The 25,929-nt window shown below is 73.8% G+C and carries 10 protein-coding genes; 1 reads left to right on the plus strand and 9 read right to left on the minus strand.

What is annotated here, in order from left to right:
- Genes STRCI_RS05170 through STRCI_RS05190 form a run of 5 tightly spaced genes read right to left on the minus strand, consistent with a single transcriptional unit; the run spans window position 1 to window position 19,186 of the window.
- Window positions 1–432 carry a transposase gene (locus STRCI_RS05170; RefSeq protein ID WP_269657639.1) on the minus strand — a complete coding sequence of 144 codons (432 nt, stop codon included), beginning with the start codon at window positions 430–432 and terminating at the stop codon, window positions 1–3.
- Window positions 425–4,342 carry an amino acid adenylation domain-containing protein gene (locus tag STRCI_RS05175; protein WP_269657640.1) on the minus strand — a complete coding sequence of 1,306 codons (3,918 nt, stop codon included), beginning with the start codon at window positions 4,340–4,342 and terminating at the stop codon, window positions 425–427. The genes STRCI_RS05170 and STRCI_RS05175 overlap by 8 nt, the downstream gene beginning before the upstream one ends.
- Window positions 4,339–11,961: a non-ribosomal peptide synthetase gene (locus STRCI_RS05180; RefSeq protein WP_269657641.1), complete on the minus strand. Its 7,623-nt coding sequence runs from the start codon at window positions 11,959–11,961 to the stop codon at window positions 4,339–4,341. Before STRCI_RS05180 ends, STRCI_RS05175 begins: the two co-directional genes overlap by 4 nt.
- Window positions 11,962–12,010: 49 nt before the next feature.
- A complete protein-coding gene (locus STRCI_RS05185) occupies window positions 12,011–13,069 on the minus strand; it encodes a MupA/Atu3671 family FMN-dependent luciferase-like monooxygenase (RefSeq protein WP_269657642.1) in 1,059 nt (352 codons plus the stop codon).
- 51 nt (window positions 13,070–13,120) lie between these two features.
- The gene (locus STRCI_RS05190; RefSeq protein WP_269657643.1) at window positions 13,121–19,186 is read right to left on the minus strand and encodes a non-ribosomal peptide synthetase; all 6,066 of its coding nucleotides are present in this window, start codon (window positions 19,184–19,186) and stop codon (window positions 13,121–13,123) included.
- A 110-nt stretch (window positions 19,187–19,296) separates the two neighbouring features.
- Here STRCI_RS05190 and STRCI_RS05195 point away from each other — a divergent pair, with 110 nt between their 5' ends.
- The gene (locus tag STRCI_RS05195) at window positions 19,297–20,574 is read left to right on the plus strand and encodes an MFS transporter (protein ID WP_269657644.1); all 1,278 of its coding nucleotides are present in this window, start codon (window positions 19,297–19,299) and stop codon (window positions 20,572–20,574) included.
- A 156-nt stretch (window positions 20,575–20,730) separates the two neighbouring features.
- On the opposite strand, the gene STRCI_RS05200 is transcribed toward STRCI_RS05195, so the two are convergent.
- From STRCI_RS05200 to STRCI_RS05215, 4 genes are all read right to left on the minus strand, one after another.
- Window positions 20,731–21,468, minus strand: coding sequence for a 4'-phosphopantetheinyl transferase family protein (locus tag STRCI_RS05200; protein ID WP_269657645.1), 738 nt, complete (start codon window positions 21,466–21,468; stop codon window positions 20,731–20,733).
- 3 nt (window positions 21,469–21,471) lie between these two features.
- Window positions 21,472–22,449, minus strand: a complete 978-nt coding sequence (locus STRCI_RS05205; protein ID WP_269657646.1) for an aspartyl/asparaginyl beta-hydroxylase domain-containing protein — start codon at window positions 22,447–22,449, stop codon at window positions 21,472–21,474.
- Between the two features lie 73 nt (window positions 22,450–22,522).
- Window positions 22,523–23,812: an MFS transporter gene (locus STRCI_RS05210; RefSeq protein ID WP_269657647.1), complete on the minus strand. Its 1,290-nt coding sequence runs from the start codon at window positions 23,810–23,812 to the stop codon at window positions 22,523–22,525.
- 43 nt (window positions 23,813–23,855) lie between these two features.
- Window positions 23,856–25,718: a non-ribosomal peptide synthetase gene (locus STRCI_RS05215; protein ID WP_269657648.1), complete on the minus strand. Its 1,863-nt coding sequence runs from the start codon at window positions 25,716–25,718 to the stop codon at window positions 23,856–23,858.
- Window positions 25,719–25,929: the final 211 nt, after the last annotated feature.

Below are 25,929 nucleotides of genomic sequence, written 5' to 3' on the forward strand. Positions count from 1 at the left end.
TCAGCCGCCGGCTGCGGCTGACTCGTAGCCGGTGATGTCGTCGGGTGGGTAAGGACGGGCATCGGGATCGGTGCGGGCGTGGATACGCGAGAGCCAGGACCCGTCCCGCAGCATCCGGGCGACGGGCAGGATGCGGTTGGCGGGCACCCGCCACAGCAGATCGGCACCGCTGTCGGTGAACGCCCTCCACAACGGCACGCCGAGGAACTCCCGGTCCGCCAGGACCAGTTCGCCGGGCTGGCAGGAGCGGGGCAGGCGGCTGACCAGGGTGACTTCGCCGGTGCGGCAGCCGGCCGGCTCGGCATCCAGGACGAGGTGGGTGCCCACCTCGATCAGACAGGCCATCCGCACCTGGGGAAAGCTGGACTTGTCGCGGCCGCGGGGGTTTCCGGGACGGCCGAAAGCGGCCTCGTTGGCCACGCTGTCAGCCACGTCCCAGTAGGTGCCGCTCGGACAGCCCCGGCCCCAGCAGGGCCGTGATGCGTCCCAGAGGGCCGGCTTCCAGCAGCTCATGGTGGCCGCACGCGATGTCGTACGGGACGACCGGCCCGGTGCAGTACGGCTGCCAGGCCGCGGGATCCGCGCCCCCGCCCTCTTCTCCCGTTGCGCGGAAGAACAAGACTCCGGTGCCGCCCCCGAGGACGGGCGGCGGACCTCCGCGCAGGAACTCCGCCGCGGACCCGGCCGCCGCGCGCACACCGGTCACGACCGCGTCACCCAGCACGGCGAGGGAGGCCGGAGACTCCCCCGCGGCAGAGAAGCCCAGGGCCCGCAGCGCCTCGCCGTCGTCCTCGCCGGCCGGCCCGCGACGGTCCGTCGGCAGATGGGTGTCGAGGAGGACGAGGAGTTCCACCCGCTCGCCCTCCTCGGTCAGCCGGGCGGCGATCGCGTGGGCGAGCTGCCCGCCGAGCGACCAGCCGAACAGCCGGTAGGGACCGTGCCTTTGGACGGAGCGCATCGACTCCACATGCCGGCGCACGACCTCGTCCGGTTTGCGGGGCGCCGATCCGGGCTCCGCGAGGTCGGCCGCCTGCAGGCCGTACACCGGCAGGCCGGGGTCGAGGTGCGGGAGCAGGCGGGCGTACGGCCAGGCGAGCCCGCTCACCGCGTGCACGCAGAACAGCGGCCGCCGGTCCGGTCCCTCGCGCAGCGGCAGCAGCGGGGCCAGGTCGGCTTGCGTGCCACGCCCTGGACCGGCGTCCGGACGGTCGTCGCCGAGCCTGCGGGCCAGGGCCGTCACGGACGGTGCCTCGAACAGTGCGCGGACGGACAGCGCGTCTCCCGTCACCGCCCGGATCCTGCCGATCAGCCGGGTCGCGAGCAGGGAGTCGCCGCCGAGGTCGAAGAAGGACGCGGCGGGGTCCGGCGCGACCACCCCGAGCGTCTCCGCGAAGAGCCGGCTCAGGATCTCCTCGCGGGGGCCGAGGGCCACCGCCGTGGCGCGGGGCGCAGGCGGCGGCGCGGGCAGGGCGGCACGGTCGAGCTTGCCGCTCGGTGTCAGCGGGATCCGCTCCGTCTGCACGAACGCGGACGGCACCAGATAGTCGGGCAGCAGGGCGCGCGCATGGCGCAGCAGGTCCCCGTGGTCCAGGGTGAGTCCGGGCCGTACGGCCACGACGTGGGCGACCAGCCTGCGGCCCCCCGCGCGGTCGTCGCGTGCCGTCACGACGGCCCGCACAACCAGGGGATGGCGCAGCAGCACGGCCTCCACGTCGGCGGGCTCCACCCGGTGCCCCCGGATCTTCACCTGGTCGTCCAGCCGCCCCAGGAACTCGATCGCGCCGTCGGCCCGGTACCGCACCAGGTCGCCGGTGCGGTACATGCGCTCGCCCGGCTCGCCGAACGGGCAGGCCACGAAGCGCTCCGCGGTCCAGCCCGGCCGGCGCGCATAGCCGCGGGCGACGCCTGCGCCGGCCAGGTGCAGTTCGCCCGGGACGCCGACGGGCACCGGGCTCAGCCGCTCGTCCAGCACATAGGCCCTGGTGTTGCGGATCGGGTGGCCGACTGGAGGATTCCCCTCCGGACCTGTGTCGCCGGCCTGCCAGGTCAGGGCGAAGACCGTGGTCTCGGTCGGGCCGTACACATTGGTCACAGCACAGCCGGGTATGCGGCGGCGGATCTCCCGTACCAGAGCGTCGGAGAGCGGTTCGCCGCCCAAGTGGACGCGCCGCACGGCCAGTTCGCCGGTCAGGGCGGGAAGGAGGCTCGTCAGGGCGGAGGGCACCGTGGTCAGGAGGCTGCCGCGCCAGCCGTCGCGTTCGACGAGCGTCAGCAGGTCGTCCACGAGTTCCACACAGCCGCCGAGCGCGAGCGGCAGGACGGTGTCCTCGATGTGTGCGTCGAAGGCGAGGGAGATCGACCCGAGGACGCGGGCGACCGAGTCGGCGCCGAACTCGGCCTGGTACGCGCCGATCAGATTCACGACACCGGCGTGCTCGACAACCACGCCCTTGGGCGTCCCGGTGGTGCCCGAGGTGTGGATGACGTAGGCCGCGTGGTGCGGGAGGATCGGCCCGCCCCGCTCACGGTCCGCGATCCGGGCCCGGTCGCGTGCCGCGAGGTCGCTGACGGTGGCCGAGTCGTCGACGACGATCGGGGCGGTGCCGGGCGGCAGCAGGGACCGTACGGCGGCGGAGGTCACGACGAGGCGGGGCCGCGCCTCGGAGAGCACCCGGGCCAGTCGGTCGGCGGGCTGGCGGGGGTCGAGGGGCAGGTAGGCGGCCCCTGCCTTGAGCACGGCGAACAGGGCGATCAGGGCATCGGGGGTGCGCGGCAGGAGCAGCGCGACCGTCGTCTCGGTGCCCGCTCCCGCGTCGAGCAGGAGGCGCGCCAACTGGTTGGCCCGAGCGTCGAGTTCGGCGTACGTCGTGGTGCGTTCCGCGTGGATGACCGCCGGGGCTCGCGGGTTCCGGTCGGCCTGGGCCTCAATCAGTGCAGGCAGCGCGGTCGCGGGGACGGGGGCGGCGGTGTCGTTCCATTCGACGAGCAGCCGGTGGCGCTCGTCCTCGGGAAGGAACGCCTGCTCGGCGAGGGCGTCGACGTCGCGGTGCGGGTCGTGCGCGATGCCCGCGAGCAGTCGTACGAACCAGTCCGCGATCCGCTCGGCGCGGTCGCGGGTGAAGTGGGCGCGCTGAAACTCCAGCCGCACGCCGAGGGTGTCGCCCGGCGTGCAGACGACGGACAGCGGGTAGTGCGTGGCGTCGTATCCGTCCGCGACGGTGCAGCGCAGGCCGGTGTCGAGTGCCGCGTCGTGGCCCCGGCCGCCCGCCGGATAGTTCTCGAAGGCCGTCGTGGTGTCGAACAGCGCCTGCCGGCCGGTGAGCCGGTGAATCTCGGAGAGTCCGAGGTGGTGGTGCTCGAAGAGCTCGATCTGGTCGTCCTGGACCCGTTCCAGCAGCTCCGACAGTAACTCCCCGGCGCGTACGGCGACTCTGGCCGGCAGCGTGTTGACGAGCAGTCCGACGAGGCTTTCCACGCCTTCGACGTCGGCCATGCGGCCGGAGACGGTCATACCGAACAGCACGTCGTCCCGGCCGGTCAGCCGGCGCAGGACGAGGCCCCAGGCCACCAGCACCACGGTGTTGAGGGTGACACCGCAGTCGCGGGCGACACCAGTGAGGGCGGCCGATGTGGCGGGGGGCAGGGTGCGCAGGACGCGCTCCGGGATCGTCGCGGCCTGTCCGGCCGCCTCCGGCGCGACCAGGGTCGGCCCGTCGACGCCCGCCAGCGCGGCCCCCCACGCCTCCCGCGCCTCCTCGGAACCGGTGTCGGCGAGCCAGTCCAGGTAGGACGTGTAGGAGGGCGCCGGCGGCAGTTGCTCGCATACGGCATCTCCCCACCCGTACAGCCGCCACAGCTCGTCCACGACGAGTGACGTGGACCAGCCGTCCAGGATCAGGTGATGGCTCGTCAGCGCGAAGCGCCAGCGCCGTTCGTCGAGACGCAGCAGCAGGAACCGGATCAGGGGCGGGCGGGCGAGGTCGAAGCGCCGGGCGCGCTCCTGGTGCACGGCGTCCACGGCCGCGCCCGCCCTCGCGTCCGGCGGTAGTCCGGTCAGGTCGGACAGCCGCCAGTCCAGGGGCGGGTCGGGGGTGATGAACTGCACCGGCTCTCCGGACGCCGCCGCGCGGAACCCGGCGCGCAGTCCGTCGTGTCGGCGTTGCAGCGCACGACAGGCCTCGCGCAGTCGTACGGCGTCGAGCTCGCCGTCGACTTCGAGCGTGAGCTGGGTGGTGTAGATGTCCTGGCCCTCCGCGTCGTACGCGGTGTGGAAGTACAGGCCCCGCTGGAGTGGCGCCAGCGGGAGCTCGTCCGGGGTGCCGGTGGCCGGGTGCCCTCTCATGCTGTCTCCTCCAGGTCCCGCAGGGCGGCGAACCACGCGTCGGCGAGCCCTTCCACCTGCTCCCGGGTCAGCAGACGGCACGGGAAGGTCCAGGTCACATGGAGTTCCGGCCCGGCACTGCCGTCGAGCGCCACGGCCGACACCTCCAGCAGGTGCGTGAGCGGCATCTCCGGGTCGCCGCCCCCTCCGACGGCGGGGGCGTCGGAGGTCAGTGTCCAGTCCGCGCCGGGCGAACGATCGAAGCGGCCCAGGTAGTTGAAGATGACCTGGCGACGGGGCAGCCGCGCGAGGGCGGGCGCGGTCTCGGGATGGAGGTGGCGCAGAATGCCGAAGCCGAGGCCCTTGTCCGGCATGGCGTCGAGTCGGCGCTGGACGGCGCCGGGGGTGTCGTCCGGCTCCAGCCGCACGGGGAAGAGGCTGGTGAACCAGCCGACCGTGTGCGACAGATCGAGGTCGTCGGCGATCTCCTCACGGCCGTGGCCCTCGACGTCGATGAGGAAGGGGGCGTCGGCCGCCGTCGCTGGGTCGTCGCGGAAGAGCGCCGTGCGCCAGGTGCGCAGGGCCCGGCCGAGGGTGCTGAGCAGCACCGAGTTGACGCCCGTGCCGAGCGCGGCGGGGGCCTGGGTGAGCACGGCGGCCGTCCGGTCGGCGGGCAGGACGCGGGTGACGGTGGCGCGGCCGCGCATCACGTCCCGTGCCGGGTCGAGCGCGGCGGTGCGCAGCACGTCGTCGGCGTCCCGGGCGGCGCCGGTCCACAGGGGGAGTTCGGCGGTCCGCCGGGCGGCCTGCTCCTGGAGGAGGGCACCCCACCGGGCGTAGGAGATGCCGGTCGGCTCGTCGAGGGGGGTGCCGGTGGCGAGGGCGCGCAGGTCGTGCAGCAGCACGCGCCAGGAGATCCCGTCCACGACGAGGTGGTTGACGACGAGGAGGAGGTGGCCGGGCCGGGCGTCCCCCGCGTCGAACCAGACGGCTTCGAGCATGTGCCCGTTCCCGGGGTCCAGGCGCCCCGCCGCCGCTTCCACCGCACGGGTCACGGTGGCCTCGCGCCGATCGGCGCCGAGGTCTCGGGCGTCGACGCGCCGGACGCGCTCACTGCCCCGTACGGTCCCGCGGGGCAGGACTTCGAGGCTCCACTCCGGTGTGCGCCGGAGGCGGATGCGCAGTGAGTCGTGCCGGTCGAGCAGGGACTGTACGAGCCCGGCCACGAAGGGGAGTTCCAGTGCGGCGGGGACCCGCACCAGCACGGACTGGTGGAAGGCGTCGACCGGGCCGCCCCGGTCGCGCTGCCACCGGATGATCGGAGTGAGGGGTACGGAGGCCGGGGACGTGCCGGTGCCGGGCCGGTCGACGCCGCCCTGCGTTCGGGGTGCCGCGTCGGGCGCCGGACGTGCGGACGTACCGGGCGCGCGTTCGCGGGCGTGCCGGGCGAGTCCGGCGACGGTCTTGTGCCGGAAGACGTCCCTGGCGGACACGGTCAGGCCACGTTTGCGGGCTCCGGCGACCAGCCGGATGGAGAGGATGCTGTCCCCGCCGAGGTCGAAGAAGGAGTCGTCGACTCCGACCGCCGGCACGCCCAGGATGTCGGCGAACATCTCGCACAGGGCCCGTTCGACGTCGTTGGCGGGTTCGCGACGGGTGACGTCGGCCGGCCCGGCCTGGGGCGCGGGCAGGGCGGCCCGGTCCAGCTTGCCGTTCGGCGTCAACGGCAGACCGCCCTCGACGACCATCACCACCGACGGAACCATATAGTCCGGCAGCGCATCCCCCGCATGCCCGCGCACACGCTCCGCCAGCCCCTCACCCGCCCCCGACCGCGGCACCACATGAGCCACCAAACGGCCCTCCCACACCGAGGCCACCACCTGACCCACACCCTCACACCCCGACAACACCCCCTCCACCTCACCCAGTTCCACCCGGAACCCACGCACCTTCACCTGCTGATCAACGCGCCCGACGAACTCCAACCCCCCGCCCGCCGTCCACCGCACCAGATCCCCCGTCCGATACATCCGCTCCCCCACGCCCCCGAACGGACACGCCACAAATCGACCCGCCGTCACACCCGGCGCCCCCACATAACCGCGCCCCACCCCCACCCCCGACACATACAACTCCCCCACCACACCCACCGGCACCAACCGCAGACCGGCATCCAGCACGAACGCGCGGTATCCGTCCAGCGGGCCGCCGATGGGCGGGCGCCCGTGGTTGTCGTCGTCGATACGGGCCGCGAGTGACCAGACGGTGGTCTCCGTGGGGCCGTACACATTGGTGACCTCGGCGGCGAGCGCATGCAGCCGGCCTGCCAGGGCGGCGGGCAGCGCCTCGCCCCCGACGAGGACGCGCAGACCCGCGACGGCCTCGGGGACTTCGGACACGAGCCCGGCCCACAGGGCAGGGGTCGCCTGCATGGCCGTGACGCGGTGCCTCCGGATCAGGCGGGCCAGCGCCCGGGGATCGCGTACGTCCTCCTGACCGGCCAGGACCACCGCCGCGCCGTGCAGCAGCGGGAGCAGCAGTTCGAGCTGGGCGATGTCGAAGGAGACCGTGGTCGGGGCGAGCAGCCGGTCGTCCGGGCCCAGCGGCAGATGACGTTCCATGGCCGTCAGCAGCCGGGCGAGATTGCCGTGCGTGACCGCGACCCCCTTGGGCCGGCCGGTGGAGCCCGAGGTGTGGATGACGTAGGCCAGGCGCTCGTCGGCGCGTGCGGCCGGGGCGAGTTCGGCGGCCGACAGGGCGTTCGACGGCAGGCCCGGCGGGCAGCCGGCATCGGTGAGGACGGTGACCGGTGAGGTGTCGGCGAGCATCGACTCGGTGCGGGACCGCGGATGCCGGGGGTCGAGCGGGAGGTAGGCGGCACCGGTCTTGAGAACGGCCAGGACCGCGACGACGAGGTCGACGGACCGCTCCATCGCGATCGCGACCAGCTGCTCCGGGCCGGCGCCGACGGCCAGCAGGTGACGCGCCAACCGGTCCGCCCGGTCGTCGAGTTCCCGGTACGACAGGCTGGTGGCGCCGGACACGACTGCCGTGGCCTCCGGAGTGGCGGCGGCCCACGCCTCGAACCGGTCCGTCAAGGACGTCGGCTGCGCCGTGATTTCCCGCCCGGTCCCGCGGGTCAGGAGGGCCGTGCGCTCGGCCGGCCCGAGCAGGTCCGTCGCGCTCAGCGGACGCCGTGGAGTAGCGGTCACCTCGGTGACGAGGTGTTCCAGGCAGCGCGCGAGCCGTTGCGCCGTCGCCTCCTCGAAGACGTCACGCGCGAACAGCAGCCGCCCGTCCAGGCCGCCCGCCCGCTCCTGGAAGTCGAAGAGCAGGTCGAAGTCGATCCGGTCGTCGCCCTCGACGTCCAGAGGCTCCGTGTCCAGGCCGGGGAAGGAGGCCTGTGCCACCGCGTTGTTCTGCAGGCTCAGCATCACCTGGAACAGCGGATGCCGCCCCGCCGAACGCACCGGATTGACCGCCTCCACCACCCGCTCGAACGGCACATCCTGATGCTCCAACGCCCGCAGCACACCCGACCGCACCCGCCCCAGCAACGCACCGAACGACGGATCACCCGACACATCCGACCGCACCACCACCGTATTCACAAAACACCCGACCAACTCCTCCAACCCCACATCCGACCGCCCCGCCACCGGACTGCCCACCACCACATCCCCACCCGCACCCACCCGCGACAACACACCCGCCAACACCGCATGCAGCACCATGAACAGACTCGCCCTGTGGTCACGGGCGAGCCGTGCGAGGCCGGCGCACTCCTCGGGCGGGACGTGCAGGCGTACGGAGCCGGCGCGGCCGGAGGCCAGGGCGGGACGGGGCCGGTCCCGGGGCAGCGTCAGCTCCTCGGGCAGGTCCTTCAACGTCTCCCGCCAGAAGTCGAGTTGACGCCTCTCCAGTCCGTCTTTCTGAAGGAGTTCGCGTTGCCAGAGCGTGAAGTCGTGGTACTGGACGGGCAGTTCGGCCCGCTCCGGGGCGGTGACGCGGGTACGGACCGCGTAGGCGTAGGCGAGGTCCCGTACGAAGGGGGCGGCCGACCAGCCGTCGAAGGCGATGTGGTGCACCGCCACCGCCAGCACATGCTCCCTCGGTCCGACCGCGAGCAGCTTCGCCCGCATCGGCGGCTCGTGCGCAAGGTCGAAGCCCGGGGCCGCCAACTCGGCGACATGGGCGTTGAGTTCACCGGCCGACACGGGTTCCAGCTCGATGGCGGCGGCGCCATCGGCTTCCAGAACGCGCTGGTGCGCCACGCCGCCGGTCACCGGAAGGACCGTCCGCAGGCTCTCGTGACGGTCCACCACGTCCCGCAGGGCGGCCCGCAGCGCCGGCACGTCGAGCTCCCCGGACAGCCGCAGCGCGGTGGTGATCACGCGCGTGTCCGCGCCGCCCGTACCCTCTTCCAGCTGGCTCTGGAACCAGAAGCGCCGCTGGGAGGGGGACAGGGGTGCCCGCTCGGAGCGGGGACGCCGGGTGAGCGGCGGGCGCGTCTTGGCGGGGCCGCCGCAGCGGGCGGCCAGACCGGCCGGCGTGGGTGCGTCGAACATCGTGTGCATGCCGACCTCCGCACCGAGCGTCGCGCGGATACGGCTGACGAGGCGTACGGCGAGGATCGACTGACCGCCGAGGTCGAAGAAGGAGTCGTCGACTCCGACCGCCGGCACGCCCAGGATGTCGGCGAACATCTCGCACAGGGCCCGTTCGACGTCGTTGGCGGGTTCGCGACGGGTGACGTCGGCCGGCCCGGCCTGGGGCGCGGGCAGGGCGGCCCGGTCCAGCTTGCCGTTCGGCGTCAACGGCAGACCGCCCTCGACGACCATCACCACCGACGGAACCATATAGTCCGGCAGCGCATCCCCCGCATGCCCGCGCACACGCTCCGCCAGCCCCTCACCCGCCCCCGACCGCGGCACCACATGAGCCACCAAACGGCCCTCCCACACCGAGGCCACCACCTGACCCACACCCTCACACCCCGACAACACCCCCTCCACCTCACCCAGTTCCACCCGGAACCCACGCACCTTCACCTGCTGATCAACGCGCCCGACGAACTCCAACCCCCCGCCCGCCGTCCACCGCACCAGATCCCCCGTCCGATACATCCGCTCTCCCACGCCCCCGAACGGACACGCCACGAATCGACCCGCCGTCACACCCGGCGCCCCCACATAACCGCGCGCCACCCCCACCCCCGACACATACAACTCCCCCACCACACCCACCGGCACCGGCTCCAGTGCCTCGTCCAGCACGAAGATCCGGGAGCCGTCGAGCGGGCCGCCGATGGACGGCTTCTCGCCCTGTCCGCACGAGGCGGTGGTGAGGTGTTCGTACGTCGTGAAGGTGGTGTTCTCCGTCGGGCCGTAGCCGTTCGTGACGGTGATGTGCGGGAAGAGCCGCAGCGCCCCGGCCACCATGGGGCCCGAGGCCTGTTCGCCGCCGATCCAGACATGCTTGAGGGCTCCGATCACGGAACTGCCCTCCGCGACCAGGGAGTTGAAGAGTGAGGTGGTGAAGAAGGCCGCCGTCACCCCGTGGGTGGCGACCGCGCGCTCCAGCGCCGCGGCCGAGGTGTCCTGTGGCGCCACGACGACCGTGCCGCCGTTGAGCAGCGGCACCCACAGTTCGTAGGTCGACGCGTCGAAGGAGTGCGCCGAGTGCGCGAGGACGCGGGAGTGGTCCTGCTTCGTCCAGCAGGTGTCCGCCGCGAAGCCGAGGATGTTGCCGTGGGTCACGGCGACGCCCTTGGGGCGTCCGGTGGAGCCGGAGGTGTACATCACGTACGCGATCTGGTCGGCTCCGGCCACAGGGGAGGCGCACGACGTCTCCCGCGCGTCACCCGCCGTGCCGGGCCGGGATTCATCGGCCCGGATCACCGGCAGGGTCGGTGCCGTGTCACGCAGGGCCGCGCGGGTGTGCGTCGCCGCGTCGACCACCAGGACGCGAGGCTTCGACTCCTTGAGCACCGCGCCGAGCCGGGAGTCGGGGCCGCGCAGGTCGAGCGGGAGGTAGGCGGCACCGGTCTTGAGAACGGCCAGGACCGCGACGACGAGGTCGACGGACCGCTCCATCGCGATCGCGACCAGCTGCTCCGGGCCGGCGCCGACGGCCAGCAGGTGACGCGCCAACCGGTCCGCCCGGTCGTCGAGTTCCCGGTACGACAGCTCGTGCGTACCGCCCACCACGGCCGGGGAGTTGGGCGTGCGGGCCACCTGTGCCGCGAACCGGTGCACCACCGACCGGTCCAGGGGGGCCGGCGCGGTGCCGGTGCCCCGGGCGAGGACGGTGTCGCGCTCGGCCCGCCCCAGCAGATCGACGGCGTTCAGGCGAAGCTGCGGGTCCACGGCCACCTGGTCCGCGAACCGTACGAAGCGGCGGGCCAGCGCTCGTGCCGTCTCCTCGTCGAAGAGATCCTGCGCGAACAGGAGCCGTCCCTCGATCTGTTCGCCCTCCTGGCGGAAGTCGAAGAGCAGGTCGAAGTCGGTGGTGCCGGCGGGCGCGGGGTACTCCCAGCGTGTGTCCAGGCCGGGGAAGGAGGCCTGTGCCACCGCGTTGTTCTGCAGGCTCAGCATCACCTGGAACAGCGGATGCCGCCCCGCCGAACGCACCGGATTGACCGCCTCCACCACCCGCTCGAACGGCACATCCTGATGCTCCAACGCCCGCAGCACACCCGACCGCACCCGCCCCAGCAACGCACCGAACGACGGATCTCCCGACACATCCGACCGCACCACCACCGTATTCACAAAACACCCGACCAACTCCTCCAACCCCACATCCGACCGCCCCGCCACCGGACTGCCCACCACCACATCCCCACCTGCACCCACCCGCGACAACACACCCGCCAACACCGCATGCAGCACCATGAAGAGGCTGGACCGGTTGTGGCGGGCGACCTCGGACAGGTCGTGAGACGTCCGGCGTCCGACGGTGAACTCGATCAGCCCGGCTCGGTGGGTGCCGGATGCCTGACGGGGGCGGTCGAAGGGCAGGGGCAGCTCTTCGGGCAGGCCGTCGAGCGTGCTCCTCCAGTGGTCGAGTTCCCGCTCCTCGAAGCCGTCCGAGGCCAGCAGCTCCCGTTGCCACAGGGTGAAGTCGGCGTACTGGACCGGTAGTTCGTCGTGGACGGGGGCGGTGCCGCGCACGCGTGCCGCGTAGGCGGTCGACAGGTCGCGTACGAAGGGGCCGACCGACCAGCCGTCGAAGGCGATGTGGTGCACCGCCGCCACCAGCACATGCTCGGACGGGCCGACGGCCAGCAGCTTCGCCCGCACCGGCAGCTCGCCCGACAGGTCGAAGCGGCGCGCGCACACCGCGGCGATCGCGTCCGGCAGCCCCTCCGGGGTGACGTCCGCGTGGGCCAGTGCCAGGTCGCACGCCCGGTCGGGGCCGAGCACCCGCTGGTGGGGCACCGCGTCGGTCACCGGGAAGACGGTGCGCAGGCTCTCGTGCCGGGCCACCACGTCCCGCAGGGCCGCTTCCAGCGCGGCCGTGTCCAGTTCCCCGGACAGGCGCAGCAGCACGGGGGCTGCGGGTGACGCATGACGGTCGCCGCCGTGCTGATCCTGGAACCAGAATCGGGCCTGGGAGAAAGACAGGGGGATCATGCTGAGCTCGACCTCCGGGCTCGGTGGGTGGCTGGTGCCGTTGCTGGCACTAGACGGCGCTGGAGCGAGCGCGGAGTTCGCCGATCCGACGCAGGCCGGCAAGCACGGTCTTGGTGTCGACGCCGAAGTCGATCAGACAGGCGATCTCGTCGACTCCCGCGGCGCGCACGGCCTCGACCGTACGGCGGGCGTCCTCGACGGATCCGAACAGGCCCCGCTGGTCGAAGTAGGTCTCGAAGGAGCGGGTGAGGAGAAAGTCGATGTCCTCGTCGTCCAGGGTGTCCACGTCGAAGTCGGGGTCGGCCTCGGTGAACGAACGGGTCACCAGGTGGATGGAGCTCCTGAGGTAGTCGCGCAGGGGCTCGCGTACGGTGTCACGGGCCTCGGCGCGGGTCCCGGCGAGGTAGGTGTGGAGCATCAGGACGACATGGCCGTCCCAGCCGTCGTGGGTGCGGCGGGCCGTCCGGCGGTACTCGGCGATCTTCTCGGTCAGTTCGTCGAGGCTCTGGTGGAGCAGATGCGTCAGCACCCCGGCCCGGGACCGGGCGGCGGCTCGGAAGGTGTCCGCCTCGCCCGCGCTGGTCACCCAGACCGGCAGCTCCGTCTGCACGGGCGGGGGGAAGACCCGGACCGTGGTGGGCGCCCCGGTGCCGTCGGTCACGTCGAGGGGTTCGCCGCGCCACAGCCGTCGTACCTCTTCGAGGCGCTGGAGCAGCACCGTCTTACGGTCGGCGTACGCGGTGTGGCCGAGAGCGAAGTCGGTGGGGTGCCAGCCGGAGGCGAAGGAGACGCCCACGCGTCCGCCGGAGAGATTGTCCACCACGGACCACTCCTCGGCGATGCGGGCGGGGTGGTGGAGGGGCGCGACGACGCTTCCGGCGCGGATGGCGATGTGGTCCGTGGTAGTGGCGAGCGCGGCACCCGTCACCGCCGGGTTGGGGTAAAGCCCGCCGAAGGGGTGGAAGTGGCGCTCAGGCGTCCACACGGCCGTGAAGCCGTTGCGGTCAGCGAACCGGGCTCCCTCCAGCAGCAGTTCGTACCGTCCGCGGGGGTCGCCGGCCGGCGTTCCGGCGCTGTCGTCGGCGAAGTAGAAGAGACTGAAGTCCATTGCTGTGGTCCCCTGTCGGTCGGTTGCGGTCCAGTCCACGCCGGGCGGGCCTCAGTCGGGTCGGCGCATGCGCCGCAGTGGTGGCCGGGAGGTGGGCGCGCCGTCCAGACGCGGCGCGAGATCGGCCACCCTCGGGGCGTCGAAGAGCGTGCCCACCGGGACGTCGAGGCCGAGGTCGGCGCGGATGCGGCTGACCAGGCGGGTGGCGAGCAGCGAGTGGCCGCCGAGGTCGAAGAAGCTCTCGTCGGTGCCGACCTGGTCGAGGCCGAGCAGATCCGCGTACATCGCGCACAGGGCCTTCTCGCGGTCCGTGCGGGGCAGGGCCGTCGGACCCTCGGGCCGCGCGGTGGGCGGGGCGGGCAGGGCCGCACGGTCGGTCTTGCCGTGCGGGGTGAGGGGAAGGCGGTCCAGGACCACCACGGCTGATGGCACCATGAAGTCGGGCAGGAAGGCTGCGACTTGGCGGCGCACCGACGCGCGGAGGCGGTGCTCGTCGGCCGCGGTGCGCGGTGTGCCGACGTACCGCGCGAGGCCGGCGCCGACCGCGTTGCGCACCGGGCGGTCGGGGGTGGTGCCGCCTGCGGTGAACTCGGCGTCGAAGCAGGTGTCGTCCGGGTCGGCGGACCAGCGCAGCGTGACGCCGTAGCCGAGGTTCTCGCCGAGCCGGGCGAGGCGTTCGGGATCGACGGCGGCGCGGCGCGGGCAGCCCGGGTCGTGGAGGAAGCCGGTCAGCCGGGCGTTGGGCACGCCGGTGACCGTGAAGCGCGCGGGCCGCCGGGTTTCGGCGAAGCGCGCGACGGTGTCCGGGGTGCGGGCGTCGGCGCCCCAGCGCAGTACGGGGCCGGGCTCGGGTTCCTCCGGGGCCGCGCCCGTGCCCAGGACCACGTCGTACCGGAGAGCGGTGAGTTCGCTGATCCGCTCTCCCCGTTTCAGCCGCACGTCACAGGTGGTGAACCGGCCGGAGCCGGCCGCATAGGCGGTGAAGTAGTCGGGGTCGACGAGGAGTTCCGGTACGTCTTGCACGCCCGGGCGGGCCCGGTCGCGCAGCCGCAGGTTCCTGATGTCGCCGACGAAGACCCGCCCGCCGGGGGCCAGGGCCCGTCCGGCGAGGTCGAGCACGCGGGTCAGATAGGCGCCGCTCGGGAAGTACTGCACCACGGAGTTGAGGACGACCGCGTCGAAGTGGCCGGCCGGGATGCCCGTGGCGTCGTGCGCGGCCTGCCGCCGCAGCACGACCCGGCCCTCGGGCAGGCCGAGCCGGCCCACCCGCGTGCGCAGCCGGCGGATGGCCTCGGCGGAGAAGTCGAGCCCCCAGTACTCGGCGGTGTACGGCGCCAGTTCGGTGAGGAGCAGACCGCTGCCTGCGCCGATCTCCAGTACGCGCGTGGGGCGCAGCTCCCGGATGCGGCGGACGGTGGCATCCCGCCACTCGCGCATGTCCTCGACCGGGATGGGGGTGCCGTCACGGCTGTCGTGCCAGCCGGAGAAGTCGTCCTCGCCGGGCGCCACGGCGGGCCCCGCGTAGACGGCGTCATGGACCTGGCGCCACTCCTCGACGCGTCCGCTCTCGCCGCCGTCCGGGCCGGCCGGGGCCTCCGGGACCACGTACGCCACGATCGCGGGCTCGCCCCGCCGGTCCTCCCGCAGCACGACCGCGGCCTGCGCCACCCCCTCGGCGGCCGCGACGCGGGCCTCGACCTCGCCCAGCTCGACGCGGTGACCGCGCAGTTTGACCTGGTCGTCGGCGCGTCCGACGAACTCCAGCCGACCGTCCGAGGTCTGGCGCACCAGGTCGCCGGTGCGGTAGGCGCGGGTTCCGAGCGGGCCGAAGGGGTTGGCGACGAAGCGTTCCGCGGTGGGGCCGGGACGGCCGCGGTAGCCGCGCGCGAGTCCGGCGCCGGCGATGTACAGCTCGCCGGTCACGCCCGCCGGGACGGGGCGCAGCAGCTCGTCCAAGACGTGCACGCGCGTCCCGCGCACAGGGTCGCCGATGGGCGGGACGTGCCCGTGGGGTCGCAGTGCATCGCTCATGGTGGCGCAGACCGTCGTCTCGGTGGGCCCGTAGCCGTTGATCAGTGTGCGGCCCCGCGACCAGCGGGCGGCGAGTTCCGCGCCGCACGCCTCGCCCGCGACGACGAGTGTGGTGACGCCGGGCAGCGCGTCGGGCGCCAGGGCGCCGAGGACGGCGGGCGGCACGGTCAGATGGCTGATCGCGTGCTCGTCGGCGAGCCGGGCCAGCTCCGGGCCGGGCAGCAGCCGGGCGGCCGGCGCCAGGACGAGGGCGGCACCGGCGGTGAGGGTCATGCCCAGTTCCCAGAAGAAGGCGTCGAAGCCGGCCGACGCGAACTGCAGGACCCGGCTGCCGGTGTCCACGTTCAGGGTGGCCGCCTGGTGGGCGACGAGGTTGGCGTACCCGGCCCGGGTGACGGCGACCGGTTTGGGGGTGCCCGTGGAGCCGGACGTGTAGATCACATAGGCGAGATGGTCGGGGCGCGCGCGCCGTGTGAGGCGCGGGCCGGTGAGGGAGTGCGAGGGGGCTTCCCACGCACCGTCCTGGACGTCCATCCGGGGCACCGAAGGTGTGTCCGGCAGGGCGGTGCGGGCGGCGGTCAGCAGCAGCGCCGGGCGGGCGTCGGTGAGGATGTGGGCGATGCGGGCGGCGGGATATCGGGGGTCGACCGGCAGGAACGCGGCTCCCGTCTTCCACACCGCGAGCACCGCGACGATCAGCTCGACGGACCTGTCCAGGACAGCCGCGACGACGTCGTCGGGGCCGGTCCCGCGCGCGGCGAGGCGGTGGGCCAGCCGGTCGGCGCGGGCGTCGAGTTCGCCGTAGGTCACCCGCTGTCCCTCGAAGCACACGGCGATCGCGTCCGGCGCGCCGAGCGCCCGTTCCTCGAACAGGTCAAGGGCCGCGCGGGGTTCGGGGAGCGCGGGGGCCGCGGGCCGCGGGCGCTCGTCCTCGGTCAGCAGGTCGTAGCCGCCGATGCGGCGGTCCGGGTCCGTGGCCGCGGTGCGCAGGACAGTCGTCAGCCTGGCGGCCAGCCGGTGGGCGGAGGCCGCCTCGAAGAGGTCGAGGGAGTACTCCAGGTCACCGCGCAGACCATCGGGTGCGCCGTGGGCGGTGTGCAGTTCGGTGACCGACAGGGCCAGGTCGAACCGGGCCCTGTCCCGCTCCACGGCCTGCGGCGTCACCGTCAGCCCGGCGCCGAAGCCCCAGTCGGCCCGTGCGGTGTTCTGGAAGGCCAGCATGACCTGGAAGAGCGGCTGATGGTGGCCCGCGCGCCGCGGGTTGAGGTCCTCGACGAGCCGGTCGAAGGGCAGATCCTGGTGTTCGGCGGCGGCCAGGTCGCTCTCCCTGACCTGCTCCAGCAGGGCCCGGAACGTGGGATCGCCGGAGGTGTCGGTCCGCAGCAGGAGCGTGTTCACGAAGAAGCCGACGAGGTCGTCGAGGGCGGGGTCGCCCCGGCCCGCGCTCGCGACGCCGAGCGGGATGTCGTCCCCGGCGCCCAGCCGGGTCAGCAGCACGGCGAGCCCGGCGCGGATCACCATGAACAGGGTGCAGTGCTGTTCGCGGGCCAACTCCAGTAGGGCGCTGTGGAGTTCGGGGCCGCACACGAAGGGGACGGTTCCGCCCGGGCCACTCCCCACCGGGCCGCTCCCACTCCGGCCACCGGCGTGCCGAGCACCCGCCGGTCGCTCCCCGGGCAGCCGCAGCCGTTCCGGCAGCCCTTCGAGTTCCTTGCGCCAGTAGGCCAGTTGACGGGCGTGGAGACTGTCCGGGTCGTCCGGATCGCCCAGCAGCTCGCGCTGCCACAGGGTGTAGTCGGCGTACTGGACGGGCAGGCCGGGCCAGTCGGGGGCACGGCCCGCGCATCGGGCCCGGTAGGCGTGGGCCAGGTCCCGGGCGAGCGGGCCGAGGGACCAGCCGTCGCTGGCGATGTGGTGCGTGACCAGCAGCAGGACATGGGTGCCGGGCGCCGGGCGGAACAGCGCCGCGCGCAGCGGGACGTGCCGGGCCAGGTCGAACGGAACGCCCGCCCGCTCCCGCAGCGCGTCGCCGAGTCCGTCCTCGCCGACGGCCAGGAGGGGCAGTTGGGGGCGGGACTCGGCCGGACCGAGGATGTGCTGGTACGGCTCGCCACCGGCGTCCTGGGGGAAGACGGTGCGCAGCACCTCGTGCCGTACGACGACGTCGTGCAGGGCCCTCTGAAGTGCCGGCCGGTCCAGCGGGCCGTGGAAGCGCAGGGCGATGTGCTCGTTGTAGGCGGAGCCGGGCCCGTGCAGCCGGTCGAGGAACCACAGACGGCGCTGGGCGTACGACAGGGGCAGGCGCCGAGGCCGCGGGAGCCGGCGCGGGACGGGCCGGCGGGAGGGTGCGGCCGCGCTCAGCCGCCCGGCCAGCGCGGACGGGGTCGGGGCGGTGAACAGGTCGCGCATCTCCACCTCGGTGCCCAGCGCGGCGCGGACCCGGCCGATGAGCCGCATCGCCAGCAGCGAATGCCCGCCCAGCTCGAAGAAGTCGTCGTGAGGGCCCACACGCGGCACGCCGAGGACGTCCGCGTACAGCCGGCACAGCCGACGTTCGCGGTCGCCGTCCGGGGCGCCGCCGCGGCCGGCGCGGGCGTAGTCGGGCGCGGGCAGGGCGGACCGGTCCACCTTGCCGCCCGGCGCCGGGGTGAACGCGTCGAGGACCACGATCGCCGAGGGCACCAGCGCAGGCGGCAGCCGGTCGGCGCAGTACGCGCGCAGGTCCGCCGGGTCGGGCGGTCCGGCGTCCGCGCGGCCGGTGACGTAGGCGACGACGCGACGGTCGCCCGGCCGGTCCTCGCGCGGTACGACGACGGCGCGGGCGACTGTCGCGCGGCCGGTGAGGACGCCCTCGATCTCGCCCGGCTCGATGCGGACGCCGTGCAGTTTGAACTGGTCGTCCACGCGGCCCTGGTAGGACAGGGCGCCGGACGCCGAGCGGCGCACCCGGTCCCCTGTGCGGTACATGCGGGAGCCGGCCGGGCCGCCGGGTTCCGCGACGAAGCGCTCGGCGGTCAGGGCGGGCAGGCGGGCGTAGCCGAGGGCGACCTGTGCGCCCGCGAGGTACAGCTCGCCGCTCTCCCCGTCGGGCACGGGCCGCAACCGCCCGTCGAGGACGTGCGCGCGCACGCCGGGCAGCGGGCCGCCGATCACCGGGGCGGGGCCGGCGACCGGTGCGGCGGTGGCGTCGACGGTGCACTCGGCGGGACCGTACAGGTTGAGGGCCGTGACCGATCCGTCGGCGGCCAGCGTCACCAGGTCGTTCCACATGGCGGGAGGTACGGGCTCACCGCCCAGGTGCAGCCGCAGCGGGAGTTCACCGGGTGTCCGCCGTACGAGATGGGGGCGCAGCAGCGCCCACAGCGCCGGGGTGGCGTCGAGGTCGGTGATCCGCGCCGTGCGCAGGAAGGCGGCGAGGCGCCGCGGGTCCTGCCGGGTCGCGTCGTCGGGCAGGACGAGCGTGTCGCCCCGGCAGATCCTGAGCCACTGCTGCACGGAGGCGTCGGAGGACAGGCCGGCGAGCCACGCCACGCGGCCGGGGGCTGCGGAGTGACAGCCGGCGCTGTCCAGCGCGCCGGCGAGGTGGGCGACGTTGGCGTGCGAGATCTGGACCGGCTTGGGCGGGCCGGTGGAGCCGGAGGTGTGGACGAGGTAGGCGGTGGTGTCGCGCGGGACGGCGGCCTCCGACAGCGGCCCCCGCCCGGCCGGGAGCGCCGGGTCGACCCTCGTCACACCCGGTGCCCAGTCGTCGCCGTCCGGCGCCACGACCACCGACACACCGGCCCCTTCGGCGAGGGCGCGCAGCCGCGTGCCGGGGTGGGCGGGATCCAGCAGGGCGAAGGCCGATCCCGTGCGCCAGGCGGCGAGGGGTGCCGCCACGAGGTCCGGGCAGCGGGGCAGGACGACGCCGGTCACCGTGCCGGGTCCCGCGCCCGCGAACCGCAGAGCGGCGGCAAGCGCCTCCACGCGCTCGTGCAGTCCGGCGAACGTCAGGCCGCCGGTGGGGGTGAGCACCGCGGGACGGTTCGGGTGGCGCCGGACGCCGTCCAGGAAGCGCGTCAGCGTGTCGGGCGGGCCGTCGGTCATCGGATTCCTCGCGTGGGCAGGGGGCGTCGCGTCCGGCCCGGGTGGGCCGGATGGCTCGTGTAGCGTGAACTCCTCTGTAGGCCACCGCAGTTGAGGGCGTACCGCATACCATGACCGCTGAGGGAAGACCGCTCGTCGCCGCGGCCCCGAGCACGGCCGGGCACGGCCTGTTCGGGCATCGGAACTTCCGGCTGCTGCTCATCGGCGAGACCACCAGCAGGTTCGGTACGAGCGTCACGTCGGTGCTGCTCCCGCTCACGGCGGTCGTGACACTGGACGCCTCCCCCGCCTTGGTCGGACTGCTGACGGCCGCGCCCTGGCTGCCCTGGCTGGTGGTCGGTCTGCCGGCCGGTGCCTGGGTCGACCGGTGGCCGCGGCGCCAGGTCATGCATGTGTGCAACCTGGTGTCTGCGGCGCTGTTCTTGAGCGTCCCCGCCGCCTGGTGGTCGGGGGTGCTGACCGTCTGGCAGCTGCTCGCGGTGGCCTTCCTCACGGGCACGGCCTCGGTGTTCTTCTCGACCGCGTACTCCAGCTATCTGCCGGTCCTCGTGGACAAGTCCGAACTCATGGAGGGCAACGCGAAGTTGCAGGGCGGTGAACACCTGGCGCGGATCGCCGGGCCGGGGGCGGGCGGGCTGCTCGCGCAGCTGCTCGGCATGGTCCCGGGCCTGCTGCTGGACTCCGTCTCGTTCGTCGTGTCGTCGTGGTGTCTGCGCCGCATACGGGCCGACGAGCCGCGGCGCGCAGACGGCCGGGTGCGGCTGCGCGAGGAGATGTCCGCGGGGCTGCGCTTCATCGGCCGGGACCGGCTGCTGCGGGCCGTCATCGGCTTCGGCGCGGCGGCCAATCTCGCGCTGGCCGGTTATGAGGCGACCTACATCGTGTTCCTGGTCCGCTCGGTGGGGCTGGGTGCGGGCACGGTGGGGCTGCTCGGCTCCTGCGGCGCGGTCGGCGGGGTACTGGGGGTGCTGTGCGCGCGCCGGATCGCGCGTCGGCTGGGTACGGCCCGCGCCCTGGTGGCCGCCCAACTCGGTTCCTCGCTCTTCGGGTTGCTGATCCCCCTCACGGCGCCGGGTCCGCGGCTCGCGCTGTTCGTGATCGGCTCGACCGTGACGATGGCCGGGCTCGTGGCCTGCAACGTGATCATCGTGAGCTTCCGTCAGTCGTACTGCCCGGAGGAACTGCTCGGCCGTGTCACCTCGACGGCGCTGCTGATCAACTTCAGTACGGTGCCGCTGGGCGCCGTCGCGGCCGGGGCGCTGAACTCCGCCGTGGGAGCGCGTCCGACGATGTGGATCGTCGCCGGGGCCCTGGTGGCGGCGGTCCTTCCGCTGCTGTCGGGTCCGCTGCGCGGTCTGCGCGACCTTCCCGGTGCCGGGTCGCCTTGATGTCTCTGCCGTGGGTTCCATGAGCGTCGTTCACCTCCCGTCCTGTCCGGATGTGCCGCTGCCGGGCGGACCCGGCGTGGACGGGCGCCGTCGGCCGGGCCGTGTCCACGTCCGTGTCCTCCGTCAGGTGCTCCAAGTCCCGTCGGCCGGTCGCGCTCACCGGACCGCGAGCTCGGCCACCGCGCCGGCCGCTCCCCGGCCGACGGGGACGTCCGTGAGGAGCCAGGCCCGGTCGGTGCCGGCGGGTTCGGTGCCGGTGCCGACGTAGCAGGAGGCCGGGGACTCGGCGAGGCCGACACCGAGTCCTTTGAGATAGGCCTCCTTTCTGACCCAGGCCCGGGCGAAGGCCCGCGGGCGGGCGGACGGGGGAAGCAGCGCGAGTTCGTCGCGTTCGCGCGGGTGCAGGGCGTCGGCGGCCTCGGCCACCGCGGCCGGTGAGGGGACGGCCTCCACGTCCACGCCGACCGGGACGGCCGCGAAGGCCAGCAGTCCGAGACCGCCGCTGTGGCTGAGCGAGTAGTGCAGCGGGTCCCCCACCACCCCGGGCCGCCCGTGCGGTCCGCCGCACAGCGGGCACGCCCACCGGGTCAGCGGCACACGCGCGGGCTCGGTGCCCAGGTAGGCTCCGAGCAGCAGGCGAAGCCCCAGGTGAGTGGCCAGATAGCACTCCCGGTCCGTCGGCACGCGCAGGGCCGCGGCTCTGGCGCGTTCCTGCACGTCGAGCACATCGGGCGCCGCGCGCACCACGGCCGCACGGTGCCGTGCGGCGTGCAGCAGCCAGATGTGCGCGCGCCCGCCCGCCGCCGGCGGGGTGAGCCGCCGGCCGGTGACCGCCGCCGGGTCGAACGCGCGGACCTGTGTGGGGTCACGCAGCGTGCCGGTGGCGTACGGCACGGCTCAGGCCGCAGCCGTCGCGGCGCTGCGGACGGTCTCTTCCATACGGCTGCCGTGGCGCATCCGGAAGCGCAGCCGCAGTCCGTCGCCGGTCCGCTCGGCCTTCACGGTGCGTTCGGCGGTCCAGCCGAGGGCGCGGAACTCGCCCTCGCCCAGGTGCACCAGGGCCGCCCGTGGCTCGTCGTCGACCTCCAGGACGAGCCGGCCGCCGTCGAGCCGCAGCCGTGCGGGCCGGTCGGGCCCGCTGGCGTCGGCCAGTTCCTCGGGCTCACCGTAGAGGAAGGCGTCGGGGATGGCGAACGTGCTCTGGAATTCGCTCAGTTCGTCCTCGGGCAGCTGGATCTCCGGACGGTTGAGCAGCACCTCGGACCAGCGGACGCGGTCGCGGAACTCGGCCGGGAACAGCTCCAGCAGTTCGGCGTTGACATAGGCGTCGATGACGAGGTGGACGCGGCGCTCGGAGCCGCCGTTGCGCACCGAGTGCGGGCGGGAGAAGTCGCCGAACCAGAAGGTGCCCGGCTGCCAGGTGTGGGGCTGCCTGTCGAGGGTGAGGACGGCTTCGGGGTTGGTGACGAACGGTATGTGCAGCCGGACCCAGCCGGCCGCGAGCCCGTACGGCTGGTCACGGTGTTCGTCGACCTCGGCGCCGACGCCGAGCGACATCAGCCGTACCGCGCGCAGTTCGGTGGGCAGGCTGTCCAGGATGGACCGGATGTACGGGGTCTTCTCCAGCCAGGGGGTGGCCGCGTACTCGACGAGGCCGAGACCGCCGGGGTCGGTGCGGTCGGCGCGGCCGTCGGGGCTGCGCAGCGGCAGCACCCGCCAGTCGAGGACGGTGTCCTCACTGGGTTCCAGGCCCTCGCCGTAGGTGCGCTGGGCCGCCCACTGGGTGCGTTCCAGGACGGCGAGTTCGGCCAGCAGCCGCTCGACGTCGAAGTCACCCTTCAGGCGTGCGGCGCTCAGGTTGTTGCCACTGCTCATGATGTGCCTCTTTCCTCTCGTGTCTTCGGAGGTGTGCTCTTCGGCCGGGTACGGGGGTGTGCGCGGGGCGGGCTCAGGGTGCGGGGGCCTTGTGGTCGTCGGGCTCGGGGATGACCGCGGGCGGCGGCCGGTCGTCGAGTTCGCGCCAGTGCGGGCGCAGGGCGGGCAGCACGGTGCTGCCGAGGTAGAGGGCGGCGCAGCCGATCAGGACGGGGCCGAGGCCGGCCAGGGTGACGAGGAAGCCGGCGAGGATGGGCCCGAGAGGGACACCGGCGGAGCCGACGGAGTCGGTGAGCGCGGAGACCCGGCCCAGCAGGGGGCGCGGGATGCGCTCCATCATCACGGCGTTGAGGATCGGGTTGACGAAGCCGATGGCCAGTCCGTCCACGACGGCCACCGCGAGAACCGTCCACAGCGGCAGGTCGAAGGCCATCACCAGGAAGCGGGGCGGCCCGGCGAGGAGAAAGGCGATGACGTACGTCGGCCGGCGGCGCAGCCGGTGCGCGAGCCCGGTGGCGAGCGCGGAGCCGCAGACCGCGGCGATGCCGAACACCGAGCCGAGGGCACCGATCGCGGCCGGGCCGCCGCCGGTCTCCTTCGCCCACACCGGGATGAGCAGGGAGCCGTACGCCGCGTCGATGAGGTTGGTGACGCACAGCATGGCGGCGATGGACCGCAGCAGCCGGTCCTGGCGCAGGAACCGCAGCCCTGCGCGCAGACGGTCGAGGTAGCGCTCTTCCTCTGCGGGTCCCGCTTCGGCCGGTTCGGTCGGCGCGGGGCCGCGACGGGGTCCGGTCGCGGCGATGATCAGCGCCGAGACCAGGAAGGTGACGGCGTTGACCGCCAGGGCCCACACCGGATCGAAGAAGGCGACCACGGCGCCGCCGGCGGCGGGCCCCGCGGTGCCGGCGAGCCGTTCCAGGGTGCCGACCATGCCGCTGACCCGCTCCAGTGGCATGCCGACCGCCTCGGCGGTCTCCGGGGTGAGGGTCCGCTTCGCCACATCGCCGGGCCCGCGGGCCAGCCCCAGCAGGGTCGCCAGCGCCAGCAGCAGCCCGTACGGCAGGAAGCCCAGCCAATGGCAGAGCGGGACCATCGCGATCACCGCGGCGCTGACCAGGTCGGCGACGACGCTGAACCTGCGGGCTCCGAACCGGTCGATCAGGGGCCCCGCCAGCGCCTTGCCCAGGACGAGCGGCACCGCCTCGGCGAAGACGACGAGTCCCGTCTGCGACGCGCTGCCGGAGGTGACGAGCACCAGCCAGGGCAGGGCGATCATGGTCAGCCGGGTGCCGAACAGCGAGACCGTGTAGGCGCTCAGCAGTCCGTACAGCGAGACTCGTGAGGCTGGGGATGTCCGCATGGGTGCGGGGCCTTTCCGGAAGGGGCGGAAGGGGCGGCGGCGATCAGCGGTCGCTGCGGTCCGTTATCGCGCGGGCGAGATCACGCAGCCGTGGATGCTGGTAGACCATGCGGGTGGGGATGACCACCCCGCGTCGCTTCTTCAGGTCGGCGATCACGCGCAGCGCGAGCAGCGAGTGCCCGCCGAGGGCGAAGAAGTCGTCGGTGGCCAGCACCCGTTCCCGGCCCAGGACGTCCTGCCAGGCGCCGGCGATCAGTGTCTCCAGTTCGCCCGCGGGCGCGGCGCCGGCACCGTCCGGCTCGTGCTGCTGCTCGGCCGGTGCGGGCAGGGCGGTGCGGTCGACCTTGCCGCCGACGCCCAGCGGGAGGCTGCCGAGGGCGGTCAGTGACAGCTGGGCCATGTGGGCGGGCAGCCGGGAGCCGAGGTGGCGGCGCAGCGGCTCCGGGTCGGTGTCCGCCCCGGGGGCGGGGACCCAGTAGGCGGCCAGGACGCGGCCCAGCCGGTCGTCCTCCCGTACGACGGCGACCGCGGCGCTGACGGACGGATGGTCCGTCAGGACGGCCTCGATCTCACCGAGTTCGATGCGCAGACCGTTCACCTTGACCTGGTGGTCGACCCGGCCGAGACAGGCGAGGCTGCCGTCCGGGCGGCGGCGGACCCGGTCGCCGGTGCGGTACATCCGGCTGCCGGGCGGCCCGAAGGGCGAGGCGGTGAACCGCTCGGCCGTCAGGGCGGTACGGCGCAGATAGCCGAGCGCGACGGCGGGGCCGGTCAGGTACAGCTCACCCTCGGTGGCGGGGTGCAGGGCCTCGTCGAGGACGTGGGCGCCGACGCCGGGCAGCGGCGGCCCGATGTGGGGTTCGGCGCCCTCGACGCGGCCGGCGGTGGAGTCGACGGTGCACTCGGTGGGCCCGTACAGATTGAGGGCGTGCACGACCCCCCGGGCGCCGAGGCCGGCCAGGTCCTGCCACATGGGCGCAGGAATCGCCTCGCCGCCGACGAACAGCCGCAGTCCGTCCGGCAGTTGCCCGGCCGTCTCGACGACCCGGTCGCGCAGGACGGACCAGTGGGAGGGGGTGACGTCGAGGTCGGTGGCGCCCTCGCGGAGCAGGTGCGCGGCGAGAGCGGCCGGGTCGGCGCGCTGGTCCTCGGAGAGCAGCAGCAGGGTGTCGCCACGGCAGACGCGGGCCCACTGCTGCACGGAGGCGTCGAAGGACACGCTGGCGTTCCAGGCCACGCGGGCGGGCCGGTCGGAGTAGCAGCCGCTCTCCTCCAGGGTGGCGACGAGTCGGGCGGCCGCGGCGCGGGTGACGCAGACGCCCTTGGGCCGGCCGGTCGAGCCGGAGGTGTAGATGACGTAGGCGGGGGCGTCGGCGGGCACCGGGACGTCGGGGACGGGGAACAGGGCGCTCGCGTCGGGCGCGACGGTCCGCACCCCGTCCGGCCAGGTCTGGGCCGGGTCGGCGGACACGACGACCCGGATGCCGGCGTCCTCGATCATGTCGTCGAGGCGTGCCTGCGGGTGGGCCGGATCGAGGGGCACGTACGCGGCGCTGACCCGCCAGACGGCGAGCAGGGCCACCACCAGGTCGGGCTCCCGTCCCAGGGCGACACCGACCTGCTGTCCGGGCCCGACGCCGGCTCCGACGAGCGCCGCCGCCAGCCGTCGTGCCCGACCGTCGAGGGTGCCGAAGCCGACGGTGGTGCCGTCGGCCGCCACGACGGCGTCCCGCCACGGGTGGCGCGCTACGGCCTCCTGGAAGCGGTGCAGAAGGTCCTGGGCGGGGGTGGAGGCGGACGCGGGCCACGGGCGGATGCCGACGGCGACGGGTGCCGACGGCCGTGGTGCGGCCGCCGTGGCCGTGCCACGGGCCGGTGACGACCCGCCGGGCGGTGTTGCGGACATGGGGTGGGCTCCTCTCGGGGGCTTTCGCACCACGCCCTAGGTCCTGTCGTCAAATTCCCGTCGTCCGCCCGGAGGGCGGGCCCGGCGGCGTCTGGTGCGTGCGATCGCAAGGCGCCGGAGCGTCCGCGTGACGGAGTCACGTGGGCGTTTCGGCAACGCGGCGAGCGTGCGTGCCAGGCGTCGCCGGGCAGACGGGAATTTGACGACAGGT

It is taken from the genome of Streptomyces cinnabarinus (assembly GCF_027270315.1).
GTDB classification, from domain to species: Bacteria; Actinomycetota; Actinomycetes; order Streptomycetales; family Streptomycetaceae; genus Streptomyces; species Streptomyces cinnabarinus.